At 33.4% G+C, this 20878-nt stretch carries 16 protein-coding genes; 4 read left to right on the top strand and 12 right to left on the bottom strand.

From position 1 onward, the window contains the following. Positions 1–5: 5 nt before the first annotated feature. From AC4FRF_RS16140 to AC4FRF_RS16105, 8 genes are all read right to left on the bottom strand, one after another. Positions 6–1124, bottom strand: a complete 1119-nt coding sequence (locus AC4FRF_RS16140; protein WP_491161077.1) for a family 43 glycosylhydrolase — start codon at positions 1122–1124, stop codon at positions 6–8. A gap of 94 nt (positions 1125–1218) precedes the next feature. Continuing rightward, the gene (locus AC4FRF_RS16135; RefSeq protein WP_491161075.1) at positions 1219–2184 is read right to left on the bottom strand and encodes an arabinan endo-1,5-alpha-L-arabinosidase; all 966 of its coding nucleotides are present in this window, start codon (positions 2182–2184) and stop codon (positions 1219–1221) included. A 1-nt stretch (position 2185) separates the two neighbouring features. After that, positions 2186–3178 (bottom strand): glycoside hydrolase family 43 protein, encoded by a 993-nt coding sequence (locus tag AC4FRF_RS16130; protein WP_491161073.1) that lies wholly within the window; start codon positions 3176–3178, stop codon positions 2186–2188. A gap of 12 nt (positions 3179–3190) precedes the next feature. Continuing rightward, complete coding sequence (locus AC4FRF_RS16125; RefSeq protein ID WP_491161071.1) at positions 3191–4738, bottom strand: alpha-N-arabinofuranosidase; 1548 nt, start codon at positions 4736–4738, stop codon at positions 3191–3193. 133 nt (positions 4739–4871) lie between these two features. Continuing rightward, positions 4872–6494, bottom strand: coding sequence for an arabinan endo-1,5-alpha-L-arabinosidase (locus AC4FRF_RS16120; protein ID WP_491161069.1), 1623 nt, complete (start codon positions 6492–6494; stop codon positions 4872–4874). Positions 6495–6622: 128 nt separating this feature from the next. Then, complete coding sequence (locus tag AC4FRF_RS16115) at positions 6623–8185, bottom strand: RagB/SusD family nutrient uptake outer membrane protein (RefSeq protein WP_491161067.1); 1563 nt, start codon at positions 8183–8185, stop codon at positions 6623–6625. A gap of 31 nt (positions 8186–8216) precedes the next feature. Next, entirely contained in the window at positions 8217–11516 is a 3300-nt protein-coding gene (locus tag AC4FRF_RS16110; RefSeq protein ID WP_491161065.1) for a SusC/RagA family TonB-linked outer membrane protein, read from the bottom strand. Positions 11517–11668: 152 nt separating this feature from the next. Next, positions 11669–12838, bottom strand: a complete 1170-nt coding sequence (locus AC4FRF_RS16105; protein ID WP_491161063.1) for a FecR family protein — start codon at positions 12836–12838, stop codon at positions 11669–11671. A 112-nt stretch (positions 12839–12950) separates the two neighbouring features. Here AC4FRF_RS16105 and AC4FRF_RS16100 point away from each other — a divergent pair, with 112 nt between their 5' ends. Then, a complete protein-coding gene (locus tag AC4FRF_RS16100) occupies positions 12951–13535 on the top strand; it encodes an RNA polymerase sigma factor (protein ID WP_491161061.1) in 585 nt (194 codons plus the stop codon). Between the two features lie 179 nt (positions 13536–13714). Further along, entirely contained in the window at positions 13715–14404 is a 690-nt protein-coding gene (locus tag AC4FRF_RS16095) for an NUDIX hydrolase (RefSeq protein ID WP_491161059.1), read from the top strand. A gap of 87 nt (positions 14405–14491) precedes the next feature. Here AC4FRF_RS16095 and AC4FRF_RS16090 read toward each other — a convergent pair whose 3' ends face one another. Then, positions 14492–16072, bottom strand: a complete 1581-nt coding sequence (locus tag AC4FRF_RS16090) for an NADP-dependent glyceraldehyde-3-phosphate dehydrogenase (protein ID WP_491161057.1) — start codon at positions 16070–16072, stop codon at positions 14492–14494. 43 nt (positions 16073–16115) lie between these two features. Further along, positions 16116–16427: a rhodanese-like domain-containing protein gene (locus tag AC4FRF_RS16085; protein ID WP_491161055.1), complete on the bottom strand. Its 312-nt coding sequence runs from the start codon at positions 16425–16427 to the stop codon at positions 16116–16118. A gap of 327 nt (positions 16428–16754) precedes the next feature. On the opposite strand from AC4FRF_RS16085, the gene AC4FRF_RS16080 reads away from it, so the two are divergent. Next, positions 16755–17390: a Crp/Fnr family transcriptional regulator gene (locus AC4FRF_RS16080; RefSeq protein ID WP_491161053.1), complete on the top strand. Its 636-nt coding sequence runs from the start codon at positions 16755–16757 to the stop codon at positions 17388–17390. A gap of 71 nt (positions 17391–17461) precedes the next feature. Beyond that, positions 17462–18247, top strand: coding sequence for a sulfite exporter TauE/SafE family protein (locus AC4FRF_RS16075; protein ID WP_491161051.1), 786 nt, complete (start codon positions 17462–17464; stop codon positions 18245–18247). A gap of 106 nt (positions 18248–18353) precedes the next feature. Here the strand turns inward: AC4FRF_RS16075 and cydB are convergent, their stop codons facing one another. Both cydB and AC4FRF_RS16065 read right to left on the bottom strand, forming a co-directional pair. Further along, positions 18354–19430, bottom strand: a complete 1077-nt coding sequence (gene cydB / locus AC4FRF_RS16070; RefSeq protein WP_491161050.1) for a cytochrome d ubiquinol oxidase subunit II — start codon at positions 19428–19430, stop codon at positions 18354–18356. Positions 19431–19433: 3 nt separating this feature from the next. Continuing rightward, positions 19434–20765, bottom strand: a complete 1332-nt coding sequence (locus AC4FRF_RS16065) for a cytochrome ubiquinol oxidase subunit I (RefSeq protein WP_491161048.1) — start codon at positions 20763–20765, stop codon at positions 19434–19436. Positions 20766–20878 lie beyond the last annotated feature (113 nt).

Genomic DNA, 20878 nt, shown 5'->3' with positions numbered 1-20878 from the left:
TATTTTTAATTAAATTCAAATATTGGTCTACCGCTTTCATCAAATTGTAATTTCATCATTCTCGCATGACGATTAGGATCATAGAGCGGGTCTGCAATAATTTCTTTCAAGGATCTTTTGTCTGTCGCTGGCACTACTTTTGGATCACCAACCGCTTTTTCGTAATCCCTTGCATGATATATTACTAAAGGTTCACCATTTTCATCAACTGTAAAAGAGTTATGTCCAGGACCATAGATTTTTTTTGCTTCATTGGTTTTTAATACTGGATATCTGGATTTTTCCCATGAATTCCTATCTAATAAATCAGCATTTTCATCTGCTTCCATCATACCCATAGCGTAACAGGCACCTGTAGCGCTTGCCGAATAAGTAATATAAATTTTTCCTTTATTTTTAATTACTGCCGGACCTTCATTTACCCAAAATCCAATGCGTTCCCAATCATAATCGGGAGTCGTAAGCATAAATTGAACTGTTTTTAGTTTTACGGGTGATTCCATTTCGGCTAAATACAAATTAGAAGCAGCAAACTGTCCTCCCGTTTTTTCTGCCCAACAGAAATAACGTTTATTGTTATGCTCAAAAACAGTACCGTCCAGAGAAAAATCGGTAAAGCTTTTTGGATCGGCATCAGCTGCCTGCATTTGTCCCAGCTCAATCCATTTGTCATGCAAAGGATCTTGCCCTGTACATTCCAAAACATAAGGTCTTAATTTCCAAATATTTTCTTCTTCACTTGCTGCAAAATACACGTACCATTTCCCATCCAGATAATGAATTTCCGGAGCCCATACATGTCGACTCATTGGCCCGCTTTTATGTTTTTCCCAAACTCTAAAAGTTTCCGCATTTTGAAGTTCATCAATAGATTTTGCACGTCTTAACTCTATGGCATCATAGGTAGGTATTGATCCTGTAAAATAGTAATAGCCATCAGTATGCTTGTAGATAAATGGATCTGCTCTTTGCAATACAATCGGTTTGTTAGATAAGCTTATTTTTGAATGAGTAACCTCATTATTTGTTGGTTTATCATTTTGCACTTTTTTGTCGTTACAAGAAGTGACACTAGCCAAAACTAGAGCTGATAATGCCAGGTTGATTAATCTGTTTGTTTGCATCTTATACTTTGTTAATGTGAATAAAATTTATAGGGGAAGAATTAGGCAGTCGCTCCTTTATAACTTTTTGGCTTTATTAAATCAGAAACAAGTATTACAAATAGGGCCAGAAATCAGCATCCCATTTCAATTCTTTGATGACCAAAACAGATTTCCCATTCTGTTTTGCATCATAGCCATGATAAACTAAATAATCTATTCCGTCAAAAGTGTAAGCACTATTATGGCCTACGCCATAAAAATTCTCATCGCCCTTTGCCAAAATAGTTCCGCCACCCTGACTCAATAAATTACCATCCCTATCAACATAAGGACCCGTAACAGAAGTAGCTCTTCCCACGGCAATCTTATAAGTACTATCCTTGCCTTTGCAACACAAATCCCAAGAGGTAAACAAATAATAAAAGCCATTTTTCTTAAAAATAAAAGGCGCTTCTATTGCCGAACTTCTGCCCGACAAAGTAGTATTTTTTCGCTTAGCGATAGCGTACCATTCTTCTGGTTGAGCAATGGACAGCAAATCCGAATTCAATTTTACCATTTTGATTCCATCCCAAAAGGAACCAAAGGATAACCAAGGCGTATTATTTTCGTCAATTATTAAATTAGGATCAATAGCATTCCATTCGTCTCTGTTGGGATAAGATTGAACTACAATACCATGATCTATCCATTTATAATTCGGATCGTTGGCATTTAAAGTAACATTGGTTACAACCCCTATTGCAGAAGTATTTTTTCCAAAAGCCGAAATCGAATAATACAAATAGTATTGATTATTATGAAAAATAATATCTGGAGCCCAAATATGATTTCCAAATTCTGGAACTACCTTGTCTGTCCAAATTGGTTTTTCAGGAAAAACAGCAGGTTCAGCTTTCCAATTTTTCAAATCAACAGAACTAAGACATTTTATTCCTTTACCCGTGCAAAAAAGGTAATAAGTATCTTTTTCTTTAATAAGTACTGGATCATGTACAGAAATACCTTGCGCAATTGATTCAAAAAAAACCAAAAGCAGCAATAGTAGAAATTGATATTTAGCTTTAAAAATCATCATCTTATTCCTGAATTCCCTCTGAAGTCATTACTACACGTTTCATTGTTCCATCTGGATTGTAATACAAACGGTCTACACAAACCGAACGTCTGAAACTTCCTCCGTCAGTTGGGATAACTCCATTATGATAAATGAAATATGATTTGCCTTTAAAATCAATAATAGATTGATGATTGGTGTTCGAATTACCTGCCACTTCGTTCAAAATGCCTTTATATTCCCAAGACCCATTGATTGATTTACTCATGGCATAGGCAATTTTTTCAGGAAATTGGTAGGCATAGGACAAGTAGTACCAGTCTTTACGTTTATGAATCCAAGGTGCTTCGGTAAAATTTGGCAAATCAACTGTTTGCATCGGCCCATCCATTTCAATCATGTTTTCTTTTAATTTCACATAATTACAAACGGTATTTCCCCAAAATAAATAAGCTTGACCATCATCATCAATCCAAACTGTTGGATCAATATCGTCCCAACTGATTTTTGTTTTGGTAGTCATATCATTGGTAATTAATGCTTTGCCTAAAGCATCTTTAAAAGGACCTGTTGGACTATCTGAAACCGCAATTCCTATCGCCTTTCCGTGAATTTCACCATGCGAAATAGCTACATACCAATAAAATTTTCCGTTTCTTTCAATAACTTGTCCAGCCCAAGCATCTCCTTTTGCCCAAGCAAAATCGGAAGTTTTTAATGGCACCGGATGTTCTTTCCAGTTAACCATATCCGAAGATGAATAAACCAACCAATCGTTCATTCGATACGTATTGACTCCTTTTTCAGGTACATCATGACCGGTATAGAGATAAACCTTGTCTTTATAAACTAAAGCAGCAGGATCGGCAGTATACTTATCGGTAATAATAGGATTATTCATTTTCAGCGATTGCTGATTATTTTTGGTCGAAGCCGTATTTTTAACAGCAGCCGTTTTACAAGAAGCAACTGCTGTTAAAATACTTACACTATATAATAATGAGGTGATTTTCATTTAAAAAAAATATTATTTTCCTTCTAACATTACAACTGAAAATGGTGGCAATGTAATTTCTAATTTTCCTTTTGCATTTTTAAAACCTTTAAATTCTTTAGGCTCGATTGCATTAGGTTTCTCAAATGAATTGTAATCCTGTAATTTTTTAGAAGTCAAAATAGTTCCTGTTACGTTTTTTAAACCAAGTTCAGCCAAATCAATTTCGATTTTATTTTCTTTCTTTGAATCAACGTTTACTAATGAAATATGTACTAAACCGCTTTTATCTTTTGAAGCCGAAGCAGAAATAGCTGGCAAACTTTTACCTTCAAAAGTATATAATGGAGAAGTAAAGTTAACTGGTAACAACTCAGCATCCTGATGCACGCGATACATTTTCATAACATGATACGTTGGAGTCAAAATCATTTTAGCTTTATCCGTTAAGATAACTGCCTGCAATACATTCACACATTGCGCTAAGTTTGCCATACGCACTCTGTCGGCATGATTGTTAAAAGTATTCAAGGTAGTACCTGCAATCATAGCATCACGCATGGTATTTTGTTGGTACAAAAATCCGGGATTAGTTCCTTTTTCCACTTCATACCAGCCACCCCATTCATCCACAGCCATAGTTACTTTTTTGGCAGGATCATATTTATCCATAATAGCGGCGTGTTTAGTAACCAATTCTTCCATTTTTAAAGCCGATTTCATGGTTTCAAAATATTGGTCTTCACTAAAATTTACTGCATCTCCTTTTTTGTTCCAATTAATAACCGCATAATGATGTACGCCTAATCCTCCTAACATATTAGTTGGAATATTTTTCATCAAAACTTCAGTCCAATTGTAATCGGCACCATTCGATCCGGAAGCAATACGAGTGATTCCTCCTGTATTTTCCCAATCTGACATAAATGTGGCATATTTGCGATACTCTCCTGCATAATATTCAGCCGTCATATTTCCACCGCATCCCCAGGCTTCATTACCAACACCCCAGAATTTCACTTTCCAAGGTTCATTTCTTCCGTTTTTTTTACGCAAATCACTCATCGGACTTTTCCCTGCAAAGTTCACATACTGAACCCAGTCGGCCAGTTCCTGAACTGTTCCGCTACCAATATTACCAGCCAAATAAGGTTCAGCTCCTAATACTTCGCATAAATTTAAAAAATCGTGAGTTCCAAAACTGTTATCTTCAGTTGTTCCTCCCCACCATTGATTTACAATTGTTGGTCTGTTTTCTTTTGGTCCAATACCGTCTTTCCAATGATAGGTATCCGCAAAACAACCACCCGGCCATCTTAAATTTGGAATTTTCAATTCTTTTAAAGCGGCAATAATATCGTTTCTGACTCCGGCTGTATTTGGAATTTTAGAAGTATCTCCCACAAAAAAACCTCCGTAGATACATCTCCCCAAATGTTCTGCAAAGTGACCATAAATGTTTTTGTTAATAGTAATTGGATTTTCGGCCTTTTTAATACTCAACATTGTAGTTTCTTTTTGTGAAAAAATAAGTTGACTACAAAAAGAAAAAGCCAACAATAAGAACAGATTTTTTTTCATTCTAATTACGTTTTGAATTGGTTATAAGTGTATTATTAACATTTGTAAATATAGACAAAATAAAAAGATCTAAACAAAATATTTTATAAAATATAATCTCTTTCTCACTAACATAAAAAAGATTTGTCTATCACTAATTAATTTTCTTTCCCCAAATAGGCACTCCAGAAGAAGTTAGCCCTGAATAAGTGATTGTAACTTTCCGAGTTGATGATTCCCAATCCCAAGCATCGCTTACTTTACATTTAATTCCATTTACATTTAAAGTTTTGTTTACACTATCATACGACCAAGTTCCTGTAATGGCTCCGCTAACCTTTTTGTCTGCAGTTAAGGTAATCACAACTGATTTTTGAATAGTTCTGAATTGGTAATTCATGGTAATTTGTTCCCAAGTTCCTATAAAAGATGCTTCTGAAATTGATGTTTCCGGAACTGCAGCGTAACGTTCAGGATCAATTACCGGCCAGCCATCTTCAGTCCATTTAATAGCTCTTACATGTCCCATCATAATGGCATTTGACACTGCAATTCCTGGAACATTTTCCGGTAAACGTCCTTGCGATGAATAAAACCATTGTTTGGTATCTGGATTTTGAAAAACAGCACAATGCGAAATTCCAACCCATCCCGTATGATTATTAAAACCATATGGATGTGTTAACATTGGCCAACACTCAGCACCATTAGTCACATTAGCACCATTTATTCCTAAATAAGGTCCTGTTACACTTCTGGAACGAGCCACTCTGGTATTATAAGCTACAGCAAGTTCATCATAAGCCATAAACAAATAATAATATTGTGTATCCGGATTATAAATTATTTCAGCTCCTTCTGAAGCTTGCCATCGACTACTTGCATTACGGGTTGCTATACGAGTTCCATAATCATTTAAAGTTTTTAATTGGTCTGGTTTACCTGTAGTAGGATTCAATTTTAATGCTACAATGCCAGAATGCCAAGAACCATAAATAAGATAATGTTCACCTTCAGGAGTAACTATAAAACTAGGGTCAATCGCATTGTATTTAAAATAAGCATCTTCCCAATTTCTAGTTCCTGTAAACGAATAAGGTTTTAATCCATCTGGTTCAGAACATACTACCATTCCCTTATCAGTCCATACATTAGAAGCTAAATCATCCGTTTCGGCTAAACCAATAAAAGCCCGCTCTGACCAAGAGGTATTAAAATCAGTTCCAGTAATAGGGTTATCTACTACAATACTATAATACATACGGTATTTATTACCTACTTTTCGCACACAAGGAGCCCAATATCCATAATTAGGATTATCAATTGGTGGTAAAGCCGGACTCATTCGGGCTCTTTTATTATTCAAAGAATCTTTAACCCAAGTAGGCGCTGTAGTCATTGTTGATCCCATAAATTGCCAATTTACTAAATCTTTTGAACGACGATAAAAAAAGTGTCCATGCCCCTCATGCGCATTTCCATAAGAAGCATCTGTTTGATACATATAATAATATTCTCCAGATTTTTCAACAGAAGGATCGTGTACATTAGCTAAATTCCATTGAGACTTATAATTCCAAGAAGCAATAGAAGAATAATTATCAGCATAGGTTGGCCCAGCAAATGTTGCAGGTGGATCAACAGGAGGGGTCACCTCTGGCGGATTTGTAGTTTCTTGAGTTGAATCATCACTGGTAGAACAACTTAAAGCAGTAAGTAGTAAGCTTAGAACAGTTATATAAGTTCCTAATTTCACCATAGCATTTTTCTTTTTCATTTATTTTAAATTTAATTTTCCCTCAATCATAGTCATTGAAAAAACAGGAATTATTAGTCCTTTAATTAATATCACATGGCACTATGACCATGTGATATTATAGATTTCATTATTTTATAAAGTTGGAATCAATATCCTTCATTTTGACTTGTTCCAGGATTATTATCCTTTTCTAATTGTGGAATAGGGAAAAACTCTCTCCCTTTTGCATAAGAATTAAACTCTGGATCTCTAGATTTCAACCAAGCTAATTTGACTGGATCTTGTAACCAACCCCAACGACGGATATCATCAAAACGATGTCCTTCTAACGGGAACTCAAGGAATCTCTCATGTCCTATTTGCTCTCTCATTTGCTCTTTTGTCATATTGGGTTTAACAATTGCTAAATCAGCTAAACCAACACGGTCTCTTACTTTTTGAATATAAACATAAGCTCCAGGTGTATCGCCTGTTTCATTTAAACATTCGGCATACATTAATAATATATCAGCATAGCGCAATAAACGTTCGTTAATACCAGAACGCCAGTCAAATTCATCCACTCTATTACCATCTGAATTTTGGTATTTTCTACAAAACAAATCATTTAAGTCAGCCGTATTTGAAGCATACTTTGTTGCAAAATCTTGTCCATACAACTGCATACCTCCCGGTTTGTTATAGAACATAGTTGCATCTAAACGTGGGTCTACTGTACCTGAAGTCGTTAATTCATCATGGTATTCATTATATAATACCCAAGTAGGTTGAACATCAGTAAAACCAAATCCTCTAGGTCCATAAGTGATGGCTCTGGCAGAAGTTTTTCCCCATCCCGAAGCAGGAGCACCTCCCCAGCCTAAATCAACTCCTCCAGCTTCTCTACTAAATTGTACTTCAAATAAAGATTCTGAATTGTTTTCATTAGTTTCTGTAAAATTATCACGGTAATTAGATACTAATGAATAAACACCTAAGTCAATAACGGCCTTAAAAGTATCTCTTGCATTTGTAAAATCTTTAGTGAACAAATAGGCTTTTCCTAAATATCCTAAAGCAGCACCTTTAGTAGCACGTCCTTTTTGGCCAGCATCTAAACCAGAAACCGAAGTATATGAATTAGGCAAAAGCTCGGCTGCCATTTTAAAATCGGTAATAACCTGAGCCCAACCTTCGGCTTCTGTTTTTTGAGGATAAATAGCCGCTAACTCTGTTGGAACTGGTACATTCTTGAACATGTTCACTGCATGAAACAAATACAATCCTCTTAAAAAATAAGCCTGACCAAGAATTCTATTTTTTAATCCGGCATCTTCAAAATTAATAGAAGGAACGTTAGTCAAAACTTGGTTTGCTCTAAAGATACCTTGATAATAGGTTTCATAGGCCCAGCCATAAATTGCAGCATCACTAACATTAGAATTGAACTTTCCAACATTTGCCATCGCAGGCCAAGGGCTATTACTGCGTGCATCATCTCCTTTTAAATCTAATAACAACGGAGTACTTCTCATGTAAGTTCCATCTGTTAGTAAACTTCCATAAGCCGCATTTACTCCTAAAAGGGCATCATTGTCTGTTTTCCAAAAAGAATCTACCGCTTTATTATTAGGGTCAACTTGAATTAAATCTTCATCATTAACACAACTTGTTGTTATTATTGCTAGCGAAAAGAAACCAGCCAAATAATTATATATTTTATATTTCATTTTGATTCGTTTTAAATTGATTTACAGCTAATTAAAAGTTAATCTCAAGACCTAAGGAAATAGTTCGCGGATTTGGGAAAGAACCACCATCATAACCTCTTGAAAATAAACCATCACTCATAAAGTCAGGGTCATACCCTCTGTATTTAGATATAATCCATAAGTTTTGTCCATTAACATACACTCTGGCTTTTTGGATATAATTATTTTTAGTAAGTGGTATATCATAACCAATTTCTGCTGTTTGCAGTTTGATATAGTTTCCACTTTCAATAAAACGATTAGAATCTCTGGAATTTCCATTACCATCTTCAATAGTTGGACGCGGAACATTGGTATCTGTATTTGTTGGAGTCCAATAATTTAACATATCGGTATGATGGTTTCCGTATTTCCCAACCATTAAATCACGATACAATCCATTAAATACTTTATTACCGCCACTTCCCTGCCAAAACATGGTAGCATTCCAGTTTTTATAAGAGGCACTCAAATTTACCCCGTAATTGTATTTAGGTATTGTTACTCCTTGATATACTCTGTCACTATCATTTATAATTCCATCAGCTGCGTCAAACACTCCATCGCCATCAGTATCAACCGTCAATTGATCTTTAAATTTGATATCTCCTACTTGCACATTAGTCTGCGAAGCTGCTGCATTGATTTCTTCCTGAGATTGAAAGATTCCATCTGTTTCATAAGCATATATTTCACCAATAGATCTTCCTACCTCTGTTTTAGAAGCAAGGCCTGGTATAGGATTTCCACTTTCTGAAAAGCCAATTTGAGTTACTTTATTTTTTAAAGTACCAATATTAGCTGCAATGCTGTATTTGAACGCGTTTTTATTGTTATTATAAATCAATGAGAATTCAAGTCCTCGGTTTTCTACAGCACCTGCATTAGTGGTAATGTCTGCTGGGAAAGCACCTGAAGAATAAGGTAACGGAACTCTAATCAATAAATCATTTGATTTTTTAAAATAATACTCAGCTGTAAACTGCAAGTCATTATTAAACATAGCTAATTCAAGAGCCACATTAGTTGTTTTAGTTTCTTCCCAATGTACATTTGGATCTAAGGCGTTCACAACTGTTGACCCAGGAGCCAATTCGTCATTGAAATCATAGCTGGCAAAACTGTTCATTGTAGTAGCAAAGAAATACTGTGGAATCGTATTATTTCCTATAATTCCATATCCTCCTCTTAACTTCGCATTGCTAATCCATTCCGGTAAATGAATAAATTTTTCATTACTTAATTTCCAGGCTCCTGAAAAGGAATAAAAGTTAGCTGAATTATTTTTTTGACTAAATAAAGAAGTTTTATCTTGTCTAAAGTTGGCCGTAAGCAAATAACGATCGTCATAACTGTAATTCAATCTGCTGATATATGATTTTGCAGTTGTGGTATATTCATATTCATTAGTATTTGTATTATCAGCATATTGCAATTTTTTAATATCGGCAGCATCAAATCCTACACCAGAAGAAAAATGATTGTAATGCTCATTTCTCTCTTGAATAGAACCTCCCAAAACATCAATAGTATGTTTGCCTAAAACTAGATTATACGTAAGTATATTATTAACAAAGGTTTTTACTTGATTTCCAGTAGCTATGTTAAGTGTTGCTCTATCACTTGGTACTTTATAATACCATCCTAATTCAAATTCCGGTGTATACTTTTTATCAAACCAATGTACTTTATCATAACTAACATCTAATTTGTATTTTAACCCTTTAACTATTTCCAATTCTCCCCAGATATCTCCAATAAAATGGTTTCTTTTTCCTGTATTTGAAATTAAATTATTGTATCCAATAACATTAAGGGAAATAGCTTTTTGAGTATCGCTATAAGTTCCACCATATCCGCCTTTCCAATGATCATCATATACTGGCATTGTAGGAATAGCAGTTACTAAAGCCTGAATAGCTGATTCTCCCACCCAGCTATTAAATGCTTCTTTGTCTGAGTCTGTATAGGCAATTTTGGAACCATATTTGAATTTTCCTTTTTTTCCATGTAAGTTCAAATTCATAGAATACCTTTCATAATCTTGAGGCGTTTCTAAATAAGAAGTGTTTTTGAAATAATCAACATTCATATTATATCCAAGAGATTCTGCTCCTCCACTGAAAGTAAGCGAATGATTTTGAATCGTACCCGTTCTGTAGGCTTCTTTTTGCCAATTGGTATTTACATTATTAATGTAATATGGACTTGTAGGATCATTCCCCGGAGCGATACTTTTTCCATCGTTTACTTCGGCAGCAGTAGTAATTTTTTGGTAACCTACTCTATCTGTTACTGACCATTCTTTGGCTACATTTTGAACACCAAAAAGCGATTTGTATTTGATTTCCATTTCACCTGCCTTACCTTTTTTAGTGGTAATAATAACTACTCCATTGGCTCCACGAACCCCATAAATAGCTGCTGAAGAAGCGTCTTTTAAAACCTGCATTGATTCAATATCACCCGGAGCAAAATCAAATGGAGCATCAACAATTACTCCATCAATTACAAATAATGGATTATTGTTGCTAAAGGAATTTACCCCTCGGATTTTAATATTTACAAATCCACCTGGTTCTCCCGAAGATTGCACACTAACTCCCGGAGCCTGACCTTGTAACATTTTAGCAACATCAAAAGTCACCGCTTTTTTAGCGCTTTCTACATTTACAACAGAAACAGAACCTGTTAAATCTGATTTCTTTTGTGTTCCGTAACCAACTACGACAACTTCATCCAATTTAGCATAATCTTCTAGCAGTTTGACCACAATATTGGTTTGATTACCCACTTTGATTTCCTGATTTACAAAACCTATATAAGAAATTACAAGTACAGAATTTGGTCCATCTACGTCAATAGAAAACTTACCATCAAAATCTGATTGCACTCCAGTTGTTGTCCCTTTTATCAGAATATTTACTCCAGGAATGGGCATTCCTTCTAAATTATATATAATACCTGAAAGTTTTATTTTTTGCTGCGCTTTAACTTCGGCTTTAGCTTTAGTGATGATAATTTTATTCTTATCCGTAAGTTCAAAGTTAAAACCTCCGTTTTCTAAATATTCGCTTAGCAACTTATTAGCACTAATAGTTCCTTTTTTAAGTTTTACTTTAGGAACATCTTTAAACATATCTTCTTGATAGATAAATATAAAATCCGTTTGCTGCCTCAAAAGATCAAAGACTTCATCAATAGTTACAATCTTGTCTTTATCTACTGTAATTTTTACATTTTGTGTAAAAACAGTATTAGGAGAAAAACTAAAAACGGTCGTACAAAAAAGCAATATAAAAGTTTTCATACAGGTTAGCAAAAATTTTCTCTTGGATAAGAAAAAATGGTTAATAAATTCAATTTTCATATATTTGGTGTTTATTGGTTAAGTAATTAATTAATAAGCTTGATGGGGAAAAAGTAGCGTACTGTCCAGGTATTACTTTCTTCCCCTTTTTTTTATTTTATTGTAATTTTTCGGTCTTTTATCTCATAGTCATTTATAAAATTAGTTTTCTTAATTATTGATAATATTTCTCTTATTTCATCATTTTTACTTAGTACTCCATTAAATTTTTCTTTTTCAAGTTTTACATTTTTAAATGTTACATCAACATCATACCAACGTGACATTACGGTCATAATTTCTTTTAAAGTTTTTCCTTTAAAACTAAAGATACCTTTGGTCCATAGCACTTCATTATAAGCGTCAATAGTATTAATTGTAATATCTGTATTAGTATGATTTATAATTGCTTGTTGGTTAGGACTCAAGTATTTTTTAGAATTAAAATTACTTATGCTTACCTTGCCCTCAACTAAAGTGGTGTATATATTATCTTCATCTTTATAGGCTTTTATATTAAACTCTGTACCTAAAACCTCTACTTCTTGATCTTTATTTAATACTTTAAATTTTGCTCCTTTATGTTCAGTACTAGGTGACACATCAAAAAAAGCTTCTCCATAAATTAGTTCCACTTCTCGAGGTGCACCTTCTGCAAAAGCAACTGGAAATTTTAGCTTAGTTTCTGAATTCAACCAAACTTCTGTTCCATCAGCTAACTTTATTTGGAACTGGCCTCCTCTAGGTATTGTCAAATAATTGTATACTAATCCTGATTTGGTTTTGTTTCCATTATTATAAACCAATTCTTTACCATTACTAACAACATTATTTTTCTTGTATATTTTATTTTTCTCTAGGGTAACATCTGATCCATCCTCTAGGGTCAAAATTGCTTTTTCTGTTCCAATAGAAATGGTATTGTTTACAACCACAGGAACTTCAGCTGGATTGTCAAAAAAATGGATAGTATATAAATAAGTAGTAGTTAACATTCCCAAAACAACAGCGGCCGCTGCTGAGTAGTACATTATTTTACGCACCTTATTACGCTTCTTTTCCTTCTTTTCTCCTGCAAAAGCGTCCAGAAGCATCATCTTTAATTTTTGCGAATCAAATTCCTTCATATTGTATTCAACTGCATAATTTATTTTAACATACTCCTTAAACAACTCTTTATTCTTTGCATCTTCAACCCATAACTCTAATGCTTCTAATTCAGAAGCTGTTGCCTGATTGGTTAAAAATTTTATAATTATATTTTCAGTTTTAGCACTTATCATTTCAATACTGTTTTTTTTATTAATACGTGTAGTTTTTACACTACCCTAACTTTTTTTTATATATTTTTTATACATTGCATAAAAATTAAGCTAATTATTTCTGTTTCACACAATGCAAGAGATATATTCTGACAATACTCAACTTATTCAGGCTTTAAAATCGGGAAATCCTAAAGCTTATACTTTTCTGGTAAACACCTACCATCATAAACTGTGCGTTTATGCTTATAGTTTTACTCATGATCATAATTTATCTGAAGATATTGTGCAGAATGTTTTTATGCGTATCTGGAAAAAAAGAGAAAACTTAAAAGACGATTTTGCTATTACAAGTTTTCTTTACAAATCAGTTTATAATGAATTTATTGATCAATATAGAAGCCAAAAATCCGTTTATCCGTTAGAGAAAAAATACATTGATGCATTGAATGAAATTGTAGAAAATGAAGAGGATCATTCTCTGGAACGCATAATCTCATTGGTAAAAAAAGAAATTCAAAATCTTCCACCTAAATGCAAGGAAATTTTTCTTTTAAGTAAAGAAGAAGGTTTGACCAATATTGAAATTGCTGAGTATAAAAATCTTTCTATTAAATCAGTAGAAGCCCATATTACAAAAGCTTTTTCTATTTTACGAAATTCTCTAGGAGAAAAATCCAATATCTATTTATTTTTAATGTATGGAAAACTAACTTGACCAATCATTAAAACTAAAGTACTCTTACCTTAATTTTTTTGGATTACTAAACAATTTCAATTACTTGAAACTAAATTTGAGTTATTGTCTAAAAAAATCACTTAGTGTACACTCTACACTAATAAATTATGATACTTTTAAGGAAGTAACTATATTTACACCAAAATAAACAATTAAGAATGTTAAATAATTATAGCACTGAAGACAAAGTCTTATTATCTGTCGATTGTATCATTTTTGGTTTTGACAGTGAAGGCTTAAAAATACTATTAATTAAAAGAGATTTTGCTCCAGAAAAAGGCAAATGGTCTTTAATGGGGGGATTTTTAAAGAAAAGTGAGTCTTTAAATGATGCTGCTATAAGGGTTTTAAATCATTATACAGGATTGCAAAACATCTATATGGAGCAATTTTATGCTTATAGTGAAGTAGATAGAGATCCCGAAGAACGAACGATTTCGGTAGCTTATTATGCACTCATCAACATTGAAAACCACAATACCGAACTAATTAGAAACTATCATGCAGAATGGTTTAACATCTCAAACATGCCCAAATTAATTTTTGACCATAACGAAATGGTAACCCATGCTATAAGAAGATTGCGTTATAGAACCTCAACAAAACCTGTGGGATTTGAACTTTTACCAGAAAAATTCACCATGCGTCAATTGCTTGAATTGTACGAAGCTATTTTAGACAAAGAATTAGATAAAAGGAATTTTATTAGTAAAATCAATTCTTTAGATATTTTAGTTAAACTGAACGAAAAAGACATGTTATCTTCTAGAAAAGGTTCTTTCTTGTACAAGTTTGACAAAGAAAAATACGATGCCAAATTACTGAATAACTTCGCTTTGAATCTTTAATTTTAGATACAAAAAACAAATAAAAAAAACCGTTCCGAGTAAATCAGAACGGTTTTTTCGTTTTTAGTTTTTGTTTTTAGTTAAGTACTACAAGATATAATCGGTATTAATAAAGTTTGATTCTTTACTATTCAATAATTCTTGTAATATTTCGTTATTGTAAGCATTGTCTTTAGAAGCTACAAAAGTTCTAATAGAGAATGAACGTAAGGCGTCAAATACACTTAAAGTTCCTACTGCTGAGTCTTTACGACCTGTAAATGGATACACGTCTGGTCCTCGTTGACAAGAACTATTCAAGTTTACTCTACATACTAAATTTACTAAAGCATCAATAAGCGGCGCAATAGTTTTAATATTTTTTCCAAATAAACTTACTTGTTGTCCATAGTTAGATTCAGCCATATCATTTAAAGGCTCCTGAATGTCTTTGAAAGTCATAATTGGCACTACTGGTCCAAATTGCTCTTCATGATACACACGCATTTCTTTGTTTACAGGGAATAAAACTGCTGGAAAAATATAATTTTCAGAAATTTGTCCTCCTTTAGTATTAATGATTGAAGCTCCTTTGGATGTAGCATCTTCAATTAAACCTTGAATGTAAGCTGGTTTTTCTACTTCTGGAAGTGGCGTCAATGAAACTGACTTGTCCCAAGGGTTACCAAAAATTAACTCATCTACCTTTTGAGAGAATCTTTTATTAAATTCTTCAGCAATAGATTCATGAACATACAAAACTTTTAAAGCCGTACAACGTTGCCCATTGAAAGATAAAGTTCCTGTAATACATTCAGAGATAGCCAAATCTAAATCGGCATCCGGTAAAATAATAGCTGGATTTTTAGCTTCTAATCCTAATACTAAACGCAATCTGTTTTTATTAGGATGTTGGTCCTGCAAAGCAATTGCTGATTTACTATTTCCAATTAAAGCCAAGATATCAATTTTTCCCGATTTCATAATTGGAGAAGCAATTTCTCTACCTCTACCGTAAACGATATTAATAGCACCTTTAGGAAAACTATCCCTAAAAGCTTCTAATAATGGAGAAATTAATAATACTCCATTTTTAGCAGGTTTAAATATCACAGGATTCCCCATAATTAATGCTGGAATCAACAATGAAAAGGTTTCATTTAAAGGATAATTATATGGTCCTAAACACAATACGACTCCTATAGGTCCTCTTCTAATCATTGCATTTACGCCTTGACTTTTGGTAAAATGAGCATTACTTCTGTCTAATTCTTTGTAATGTTCAATAGTGTCATAAATATAATCTACCGTTCTGTCGAATTCTTTTTCTGAATCACCTAATGATTTTCCAATTTCCCACATCAATAATTTCACAACTTCTTGACGTGTTGTTTTCATTTGTGAAACGAAATTTTCCATACACTTAATACGGTCTGCAACTTTCATGGTTGGCCATAAACCTTGACCGTTATTAAAAGCATTACTTGCTGAATCCACCACTTCTTTAGCTTCGGCTTCTCCCATAAAAGGAATACTTCCTAACAAAGTAGGAGCATATTCTTCGGTAGAAGAAATAGTAGAAAAAACTTCAGTAGTTTTTCCTGTCCATTTTTTTAATTCTCCGTCAACTAAATAAGTATCTTGGTGTAATAATGTTTTAATCTTAAATTCTTCTGGAATTGAATTCATCTAATTGTAATATTTTAGTTAGTGTTAATGATGTAATTAGCGATTAGGGAGCAACTACTTCTCCATCCCAATCTAACATACCTCCCAATAAGTTATAGGCATTATCAAATCCTAATTCATTCATAATCTCGCAAGCCTTTGCGCTTCTAGCACCTGAACGACAATAGACATAGTAATTTTTACTTTTATCTAATTTTTCTATTTCAGCAATAAAACCTTGACCTTGATGAATATCAATATTTATGGCATTAGGAATAATCCCTTCGTCACATTCGTCTTCTGTTCTTACGTCTAAAATTACTGCATTGTCATCTTCTTCGAGTTGAGCAATCCAATCTTCTTGTGTTAAATTCATAATACTATTGTGTTTTTTGTAAAATTACGATGTTTTTATAAAAAATCAGCCCTTCAAATTTGAATTAGCAAATATTTTAAAGAAAACGTTTTAGTGAGAATACAATAATCAGCAAAACTTAAATTCCTCTACAATTTTATTAAAAATTACTTCAATATTATCATCATAAATAAAATATCTGTAATTTAACTTCTCAAAATTACTTCTTAAATCCTTATCAAAATCACCAATAACTATTGTCTTTTTTAATTACTTTTACAAAAGTCTTATAATTTTACCCAAAAAATCGATATATTAATAAGATATAGACTTTAAGAACAAACAACTATGTCAGAAGATCTCATCACATTAAAAAAAGCCTTTCCTAACTTCTCCAATGAGCTCCTTCAGGAAATTGAAACCAACTCCAGTTTTCAAACTTTCAAAACCGGTGAGGTAATTATGCGAACTGGTCAATATATTAAAAACACCATTTTGATTCTGAAAGGCCAATTGAAAATTTACCGTGAAGGTGATGATGGTGAAGAATTTTTGCTCTATTATCTAGAACCTGGACAAGCCTGTGCTATTTCGTTAATTTGTTCTACAAAAAACCAAACCAGCCAAATTACTGCTAAAGTTGTTGAAGAAGTCGAGGCGGTAACTATCCCATTGGCTTTAATGGATAAATGGATGATGAACCACCGCTCATGGTACGAATTTGTTATTTATACCTATCGCACCCGTTTTGAAGAAGTGTTGGAAGTAGTAGATAATATTGCTTTCAGAGCTATGGACGAACGTTTAGAGTTTTATTTAAAACGTCACGCTAAAGCCTGTGGTTGTAAAGAAATAAACTTATCTCATCAAGAAATCGCAACCGAATTAAATACCTCTAGAGAAGTAGTTTCTCGTTTATTAAAAAAGATGGAACAACGTGGATTAGTAAACTTACACCGAAACCAAATTGAATTAATACTATAAAAAAACTGTCCGTGTGACAAATGTTACTGTGGCTAGTCGAAATACTTCCAACCTTTGTAAAAAATTACAACATGGAATATATCGGATTTTTAGCTTCAATCATCATTGGACTCTCTTTAGGATTAATTGGCGGTGGTGGCTCTATACTTACCATCCCCATTTTAGTATATTTATTCAAAGTCGATCCAGAATTAGCAACTAGTTATTCCCTTTTTATTGTTGGAATAACGGCTTTATATGGTGGCTACAGTCATTACAAATTGGGTAATTTAAAATTAAAAACCGCATTGTACTTTGCTATACCATCTATTTTTGCCATATTAATTATTAGAGAAGTAATTTTTCCAAAAATTGCCTCTACTCTTTTTACTATTGCTTCTTATGCCGTTTCCAAAGATTTATTAATCATGATTGTTTTTGCCATTCTGATGATTAGTGCTTCGATTTCGATGATAAAAAAGAATAAAACTGAAATAACAGTTCATAAAACCAATTACCCAAGACTCGCTTTTATTGGGTTTCTGGTTGGAATTGTAACCGGATTTTTAGGCGCTGGAGGAGGCTTTTTAATTATTCCTGCCTTATTATTCTTTGCTAATTTACCTATGAAACAAGCAGTAGGGACTTCATTATTGATTATTTTCATCAACTCCACAATAGGTTTTGCTGGCGATTTATACCTCAATACCCCTATCGATTATGAGTTTTTACTTTTAATATCTACCATGGCATTTATCGGAATGTTTATTGGAGTCTTCCTTTCTAAAAAAATTGATGGAAACAAACTAAAACCTATTTTTGGATGGTTTGTATTGGTAATGGGAATTTATATTATCATCAAAGAAGTTATGATGTAGTAACTCCAACTAATTAATAAATTTCTTAATATTCAAACCCTATTTTTACAAAAAGAGCCAATTTCAAATTTATCGAAATTGGCTCTTTTTATTTTTTATACACAAATCAATGCTCACCATAACCCACATCATCCATTTTTCCATTAAACACTTTGTATTGAATAATAAAATACCCAATTACCAAAACCAAAGCAATAGCAAACCAATAGACACCAACAGACAAAGCATATTCACCATTGGCCACATTATAAATAGTCAAAGAAGGATTAACAGCATTGGTTGATGGCAAAACTTCAGGAAAAATAGAAGCAGTTGTTGAAGTAAATCCACCTACAAGAAAAAGACTAGAAAACAGAAATCCTGTACCGTCTTTCTTAAAAGTTCTGACTTTGAAAAGACCAAACAAACCAATAAAAGTTATCAATGGAAATACAAAAAGTATTGGATTATCAATAAAGTTATGAAATGGTTTTTTCTCGATAATATGCCAAACCGATAACGAGACAATGACCAATGCTAACAACACAAAATTCATTTTATAAACCATTTCTTTTAATTGGGCATTCAACGATGAATTAGTTTTGTAAATAATCCAATTAGCTCCGTGAATCATCAAAGCAACCACACTTACCACTCCCAGAAAAAGCGTAAACCAATCGATAATTCCGAGTTCGCTAGCTACTGGACTCAAAGTAGGATTCCACAATGGTAAGAAGAAAAAATGAGGTTCTTGAGTAGCAACACCATTAACGACCATACCTAGATTGACACCTCGAACAACATTTCCTAAAGCCATTCCGAAAAACAAAGCCAACAATAAACTCGCTATTCCAAAAGCTTTGTCCCAAACGGCTTCCCACATCCTATTGTGAATTTGTCCACGCAATTCTAATCCTACCGCTCTAAAAATAAGCAACCACAAAATCATCATTAAAGGCAAATAAAAACCACTGAAAGAAGCGGCATACAAGGTAGGAAATGCATAGAACAAAACACCTCCCGCAGCAATAAGCCATACTTCATTAGCATCCCAAAAAGGACCAATAGCATTGGTGATTGCTTTCTTGTCTTTTTCTGTTTTGGCAAAAAACAAATGAATGATTCCTGCTCCAAAATCGTAACCATCTAAAACCAGATAAGTGGCTAAAATGCCTATTAATACTATATACCAAAAGAATTCCATACTTTATTTTTTTACTGGTTCTGGACCGTGATAAATAATTTTTCCAACTAAAATGGCAAACAACATTCCTAACAAAGCATACAAACCTACAAATCCCATTAGGGTAAATAAAGTATTCCCTGAGGAAACTGTTGGCGAAGCACCATCAGCTGTTCGCAATAAATCATATACTAACCAAGGTTGTCTTCCTAATTCCGAAGTATACCATCCTGTAATGTTTGCGATATAAGGAAATGGCATCAGGAACATAAATGCCCACAAAAGCCATTTGGTTCCAAACAATTTATTTCGAGTGAGCTGAAAAGCTGCCAGCACCATTACTCCTATAAATAAGGTTCCTAAACCTACCATAATGTGATAGGCATAATACAATCCAGAAATATTGGTTGGATGTACATCTTCAGGATATTGGTCTAATCCTTTTACTTCAGTATCCCAATTGCCATAGGTTAAAAAGCTCAAAACATTAGGTACTGCAATCTTATTATCTAACTTCTTGTCTTTTACATCAGGTTGCCCAATAAGAACAATTTCAGCACCTTTTTTCTCCGTATGAAAAATCCCTTCCATTGCTGCAAACGTCACAGGTTGATGTTTTACTACATTTTTAGCCAATAAATCACCTGTTGGCATCGCCACAATAATACTCGAAATCAATCCAAAAACAACCCCTGTTTTCAAAAACAATTTTCCGTAAGACACATTTTTATTTAGCAAAATATAAAAAGCACCAATTCCTGCAACCACAAAAGAACTAGTCACCATAGAAGCAGCCTGATTATGCAAATAAGAAGGCCACAACCAAACATTAGTAAACAAAGCCGAGAAATTAGTCAGTACAAACTTTCCGTTTTCCAATACTTCATAGCCCACAGGATGCTGCATCCAGGAATGTGTTGCAATGATTAAAAATCCACTGGCCCAAGATCCTAAACAAATCAATAATCCGGTTACAAAATGCCATCGATGACCAAGAATTTTTTCTCCAAAAATAAACATTCCTAAAAAAGAGGATTCAAGAAAAAACGAAAACATTCCTTCCATAGCTAAAGTTTGCCCGATAATTCCTCCAGTAAGTTCCGAAAATTTAGCCCAATTGGTTCCAAATTGAAATTCCATCGGAATTCCGGTTACCACACCCATTGCAAAATTGAGCGCAAATATTCGCATCCAAAAATGAGTGGCTTTGTTATAATGCGGGTCGTTGGTTTTTAGAAATTTCCATTTGAAATAAACAACTATTAACGAAAGTCCCATTGTCAATTGCGGAAATAAATAATGAAAGGTGATAGTAAATGCAAATTGCATTCGGTCATAAAAGAGCATTTCTTCCATAGAAAGGAGTTTTTTTGATAGCACAAATTTAACTCAAATGCTTCGAAAAGCCTTATAAAAAGTACTGTTTTAATTCGCTTTTTTACTATTTTAAACAAAAAACACAATTAGAA

This window comes from Flavobacterium sp. ST-158 (assembly GCF_058309975.1).
The sequence above is the reverse complement of the archived record's forward strand: the minus strand, read 5'-3'. Positions and strand labels throughout refer to the sequence as shown.

Excerpts from the sequence above, each read along its gene's own strand:
- AC4FRF_RS16140 (WP_491161077.1), bottom strand. The coding sequence starts at position 1,124 with ATGCAAACAAACAGATTAATCAACCTGGCATTATCAGCTCTAGTTTTG.
- AC4FRF_RS16135 (WP_491161075.1), bottom strand. The coding sequence starts at position 2,184 with ATGATGATTTTTAAAGCTAAATATCAATTTCTACTATTGCTGCTTTTG.
- AC4FRF_RS16130 (WP_491161073.1), bottom strand. The coding sequence starts at position 3,178 with ATGAAAATCACCTCATTATTATATAGTGTAAGTATTTTAACAGCAGTT.
- AC4FRF_RS16125 (WP_491161071.1), bottom strand. The coding sequence starts at position 4,738 with ATGAAAAAAAATCTGTTCTTATTGTTGGCTTTTTCTTTTTGTAGTCAA.
- AC4FRF_RS16120 (WP_491161069.1), bottom strand. The coding sequence starts at position 6,494 with ATGAAAAAGAAAAATGCTATGGTGAAATTAGGAACTTATATAACTGTT.
- AC4FRF_RS16115 (WP_491161067.1), bottom strand. The coding sequence starts at position 8,185 with ATGAAATATAAAATATATAATTATTTGGCTGGTTTCTTTTCGCTAGCA.
- AC4FRF_RS16110 (WP_491161065.1), bottom strand. The coding sequence starts at position 11,516 with ATGAAAACTTTTATATTGCTTTTTTGTACGACCGTTTTTAGTTTTTCT.
- AC4FRF_RS16105 (WP_491161063.1), bottom strand. The coding sequence starts at position 12,838 with ATGATAAGTGCTAAAACTGAAAATATAATTATAAAATTTTTAACCAAT.
- AC4FRF_RS16100 (WP_491161061.1), top strand. The coding sequence starts at position 12,951 with ATGCAAGAGATATATTCTGACAATACTCAACTTATTCAGGCTTTAAAA.
- AC4FRF_RS16095 (WP_491161059.1), top strand. The coding sequence starts at position 13,715 with ATGTTAAATAATTATAGCACTGAAGACAAAGTCTTATTATCTGTCGAT.
- AC4FRF_RS16090 (WP_491161057.1), bottom strand. The coding sequence starts at position 16,072 with ATGAATTCAATTCCAGAAGAATTTAAGATTAAAACATTATTACACCAA.
- AC4FRF_RS16085 (WP_491161055.1), bottom strand. The coding sequence starts at position 16,427 with ATGAATTTAACACAAGAAGATTGGATTGCTCAACTCGAAGAAGATGAC.
- AC4FRF_RS16080 (WP_491161053.1), top strand. The coding sequence starts at position 16,755 with ATGTCAGAAGATCTCATCACATTAAAAAAAGCCTTTCCTAACTTCTCC.
- AC4FRF_RS16075 (WP_491161051.1), top strand. The coding sequence starts at position 17,462 with ATGGAATATATCGGATTTTTAGCTTCAATCATCATTGGACTCTCTTTA.
- cydB (WP_491161050.1), bottom strand. The coding sequence starts at position 19,430 with ATGGAATTCTTTTGGTATATAGTATTAATAGGCATTTTAGCCACTTAT.
- AC4FRF_RS16065 (WP_491161048.1), bottom strand. The coding sequence starts at position 20,765 with ATGGAAGAAATGCTCTTTTATGACCGAATGCAATTTGCATTTACTATC.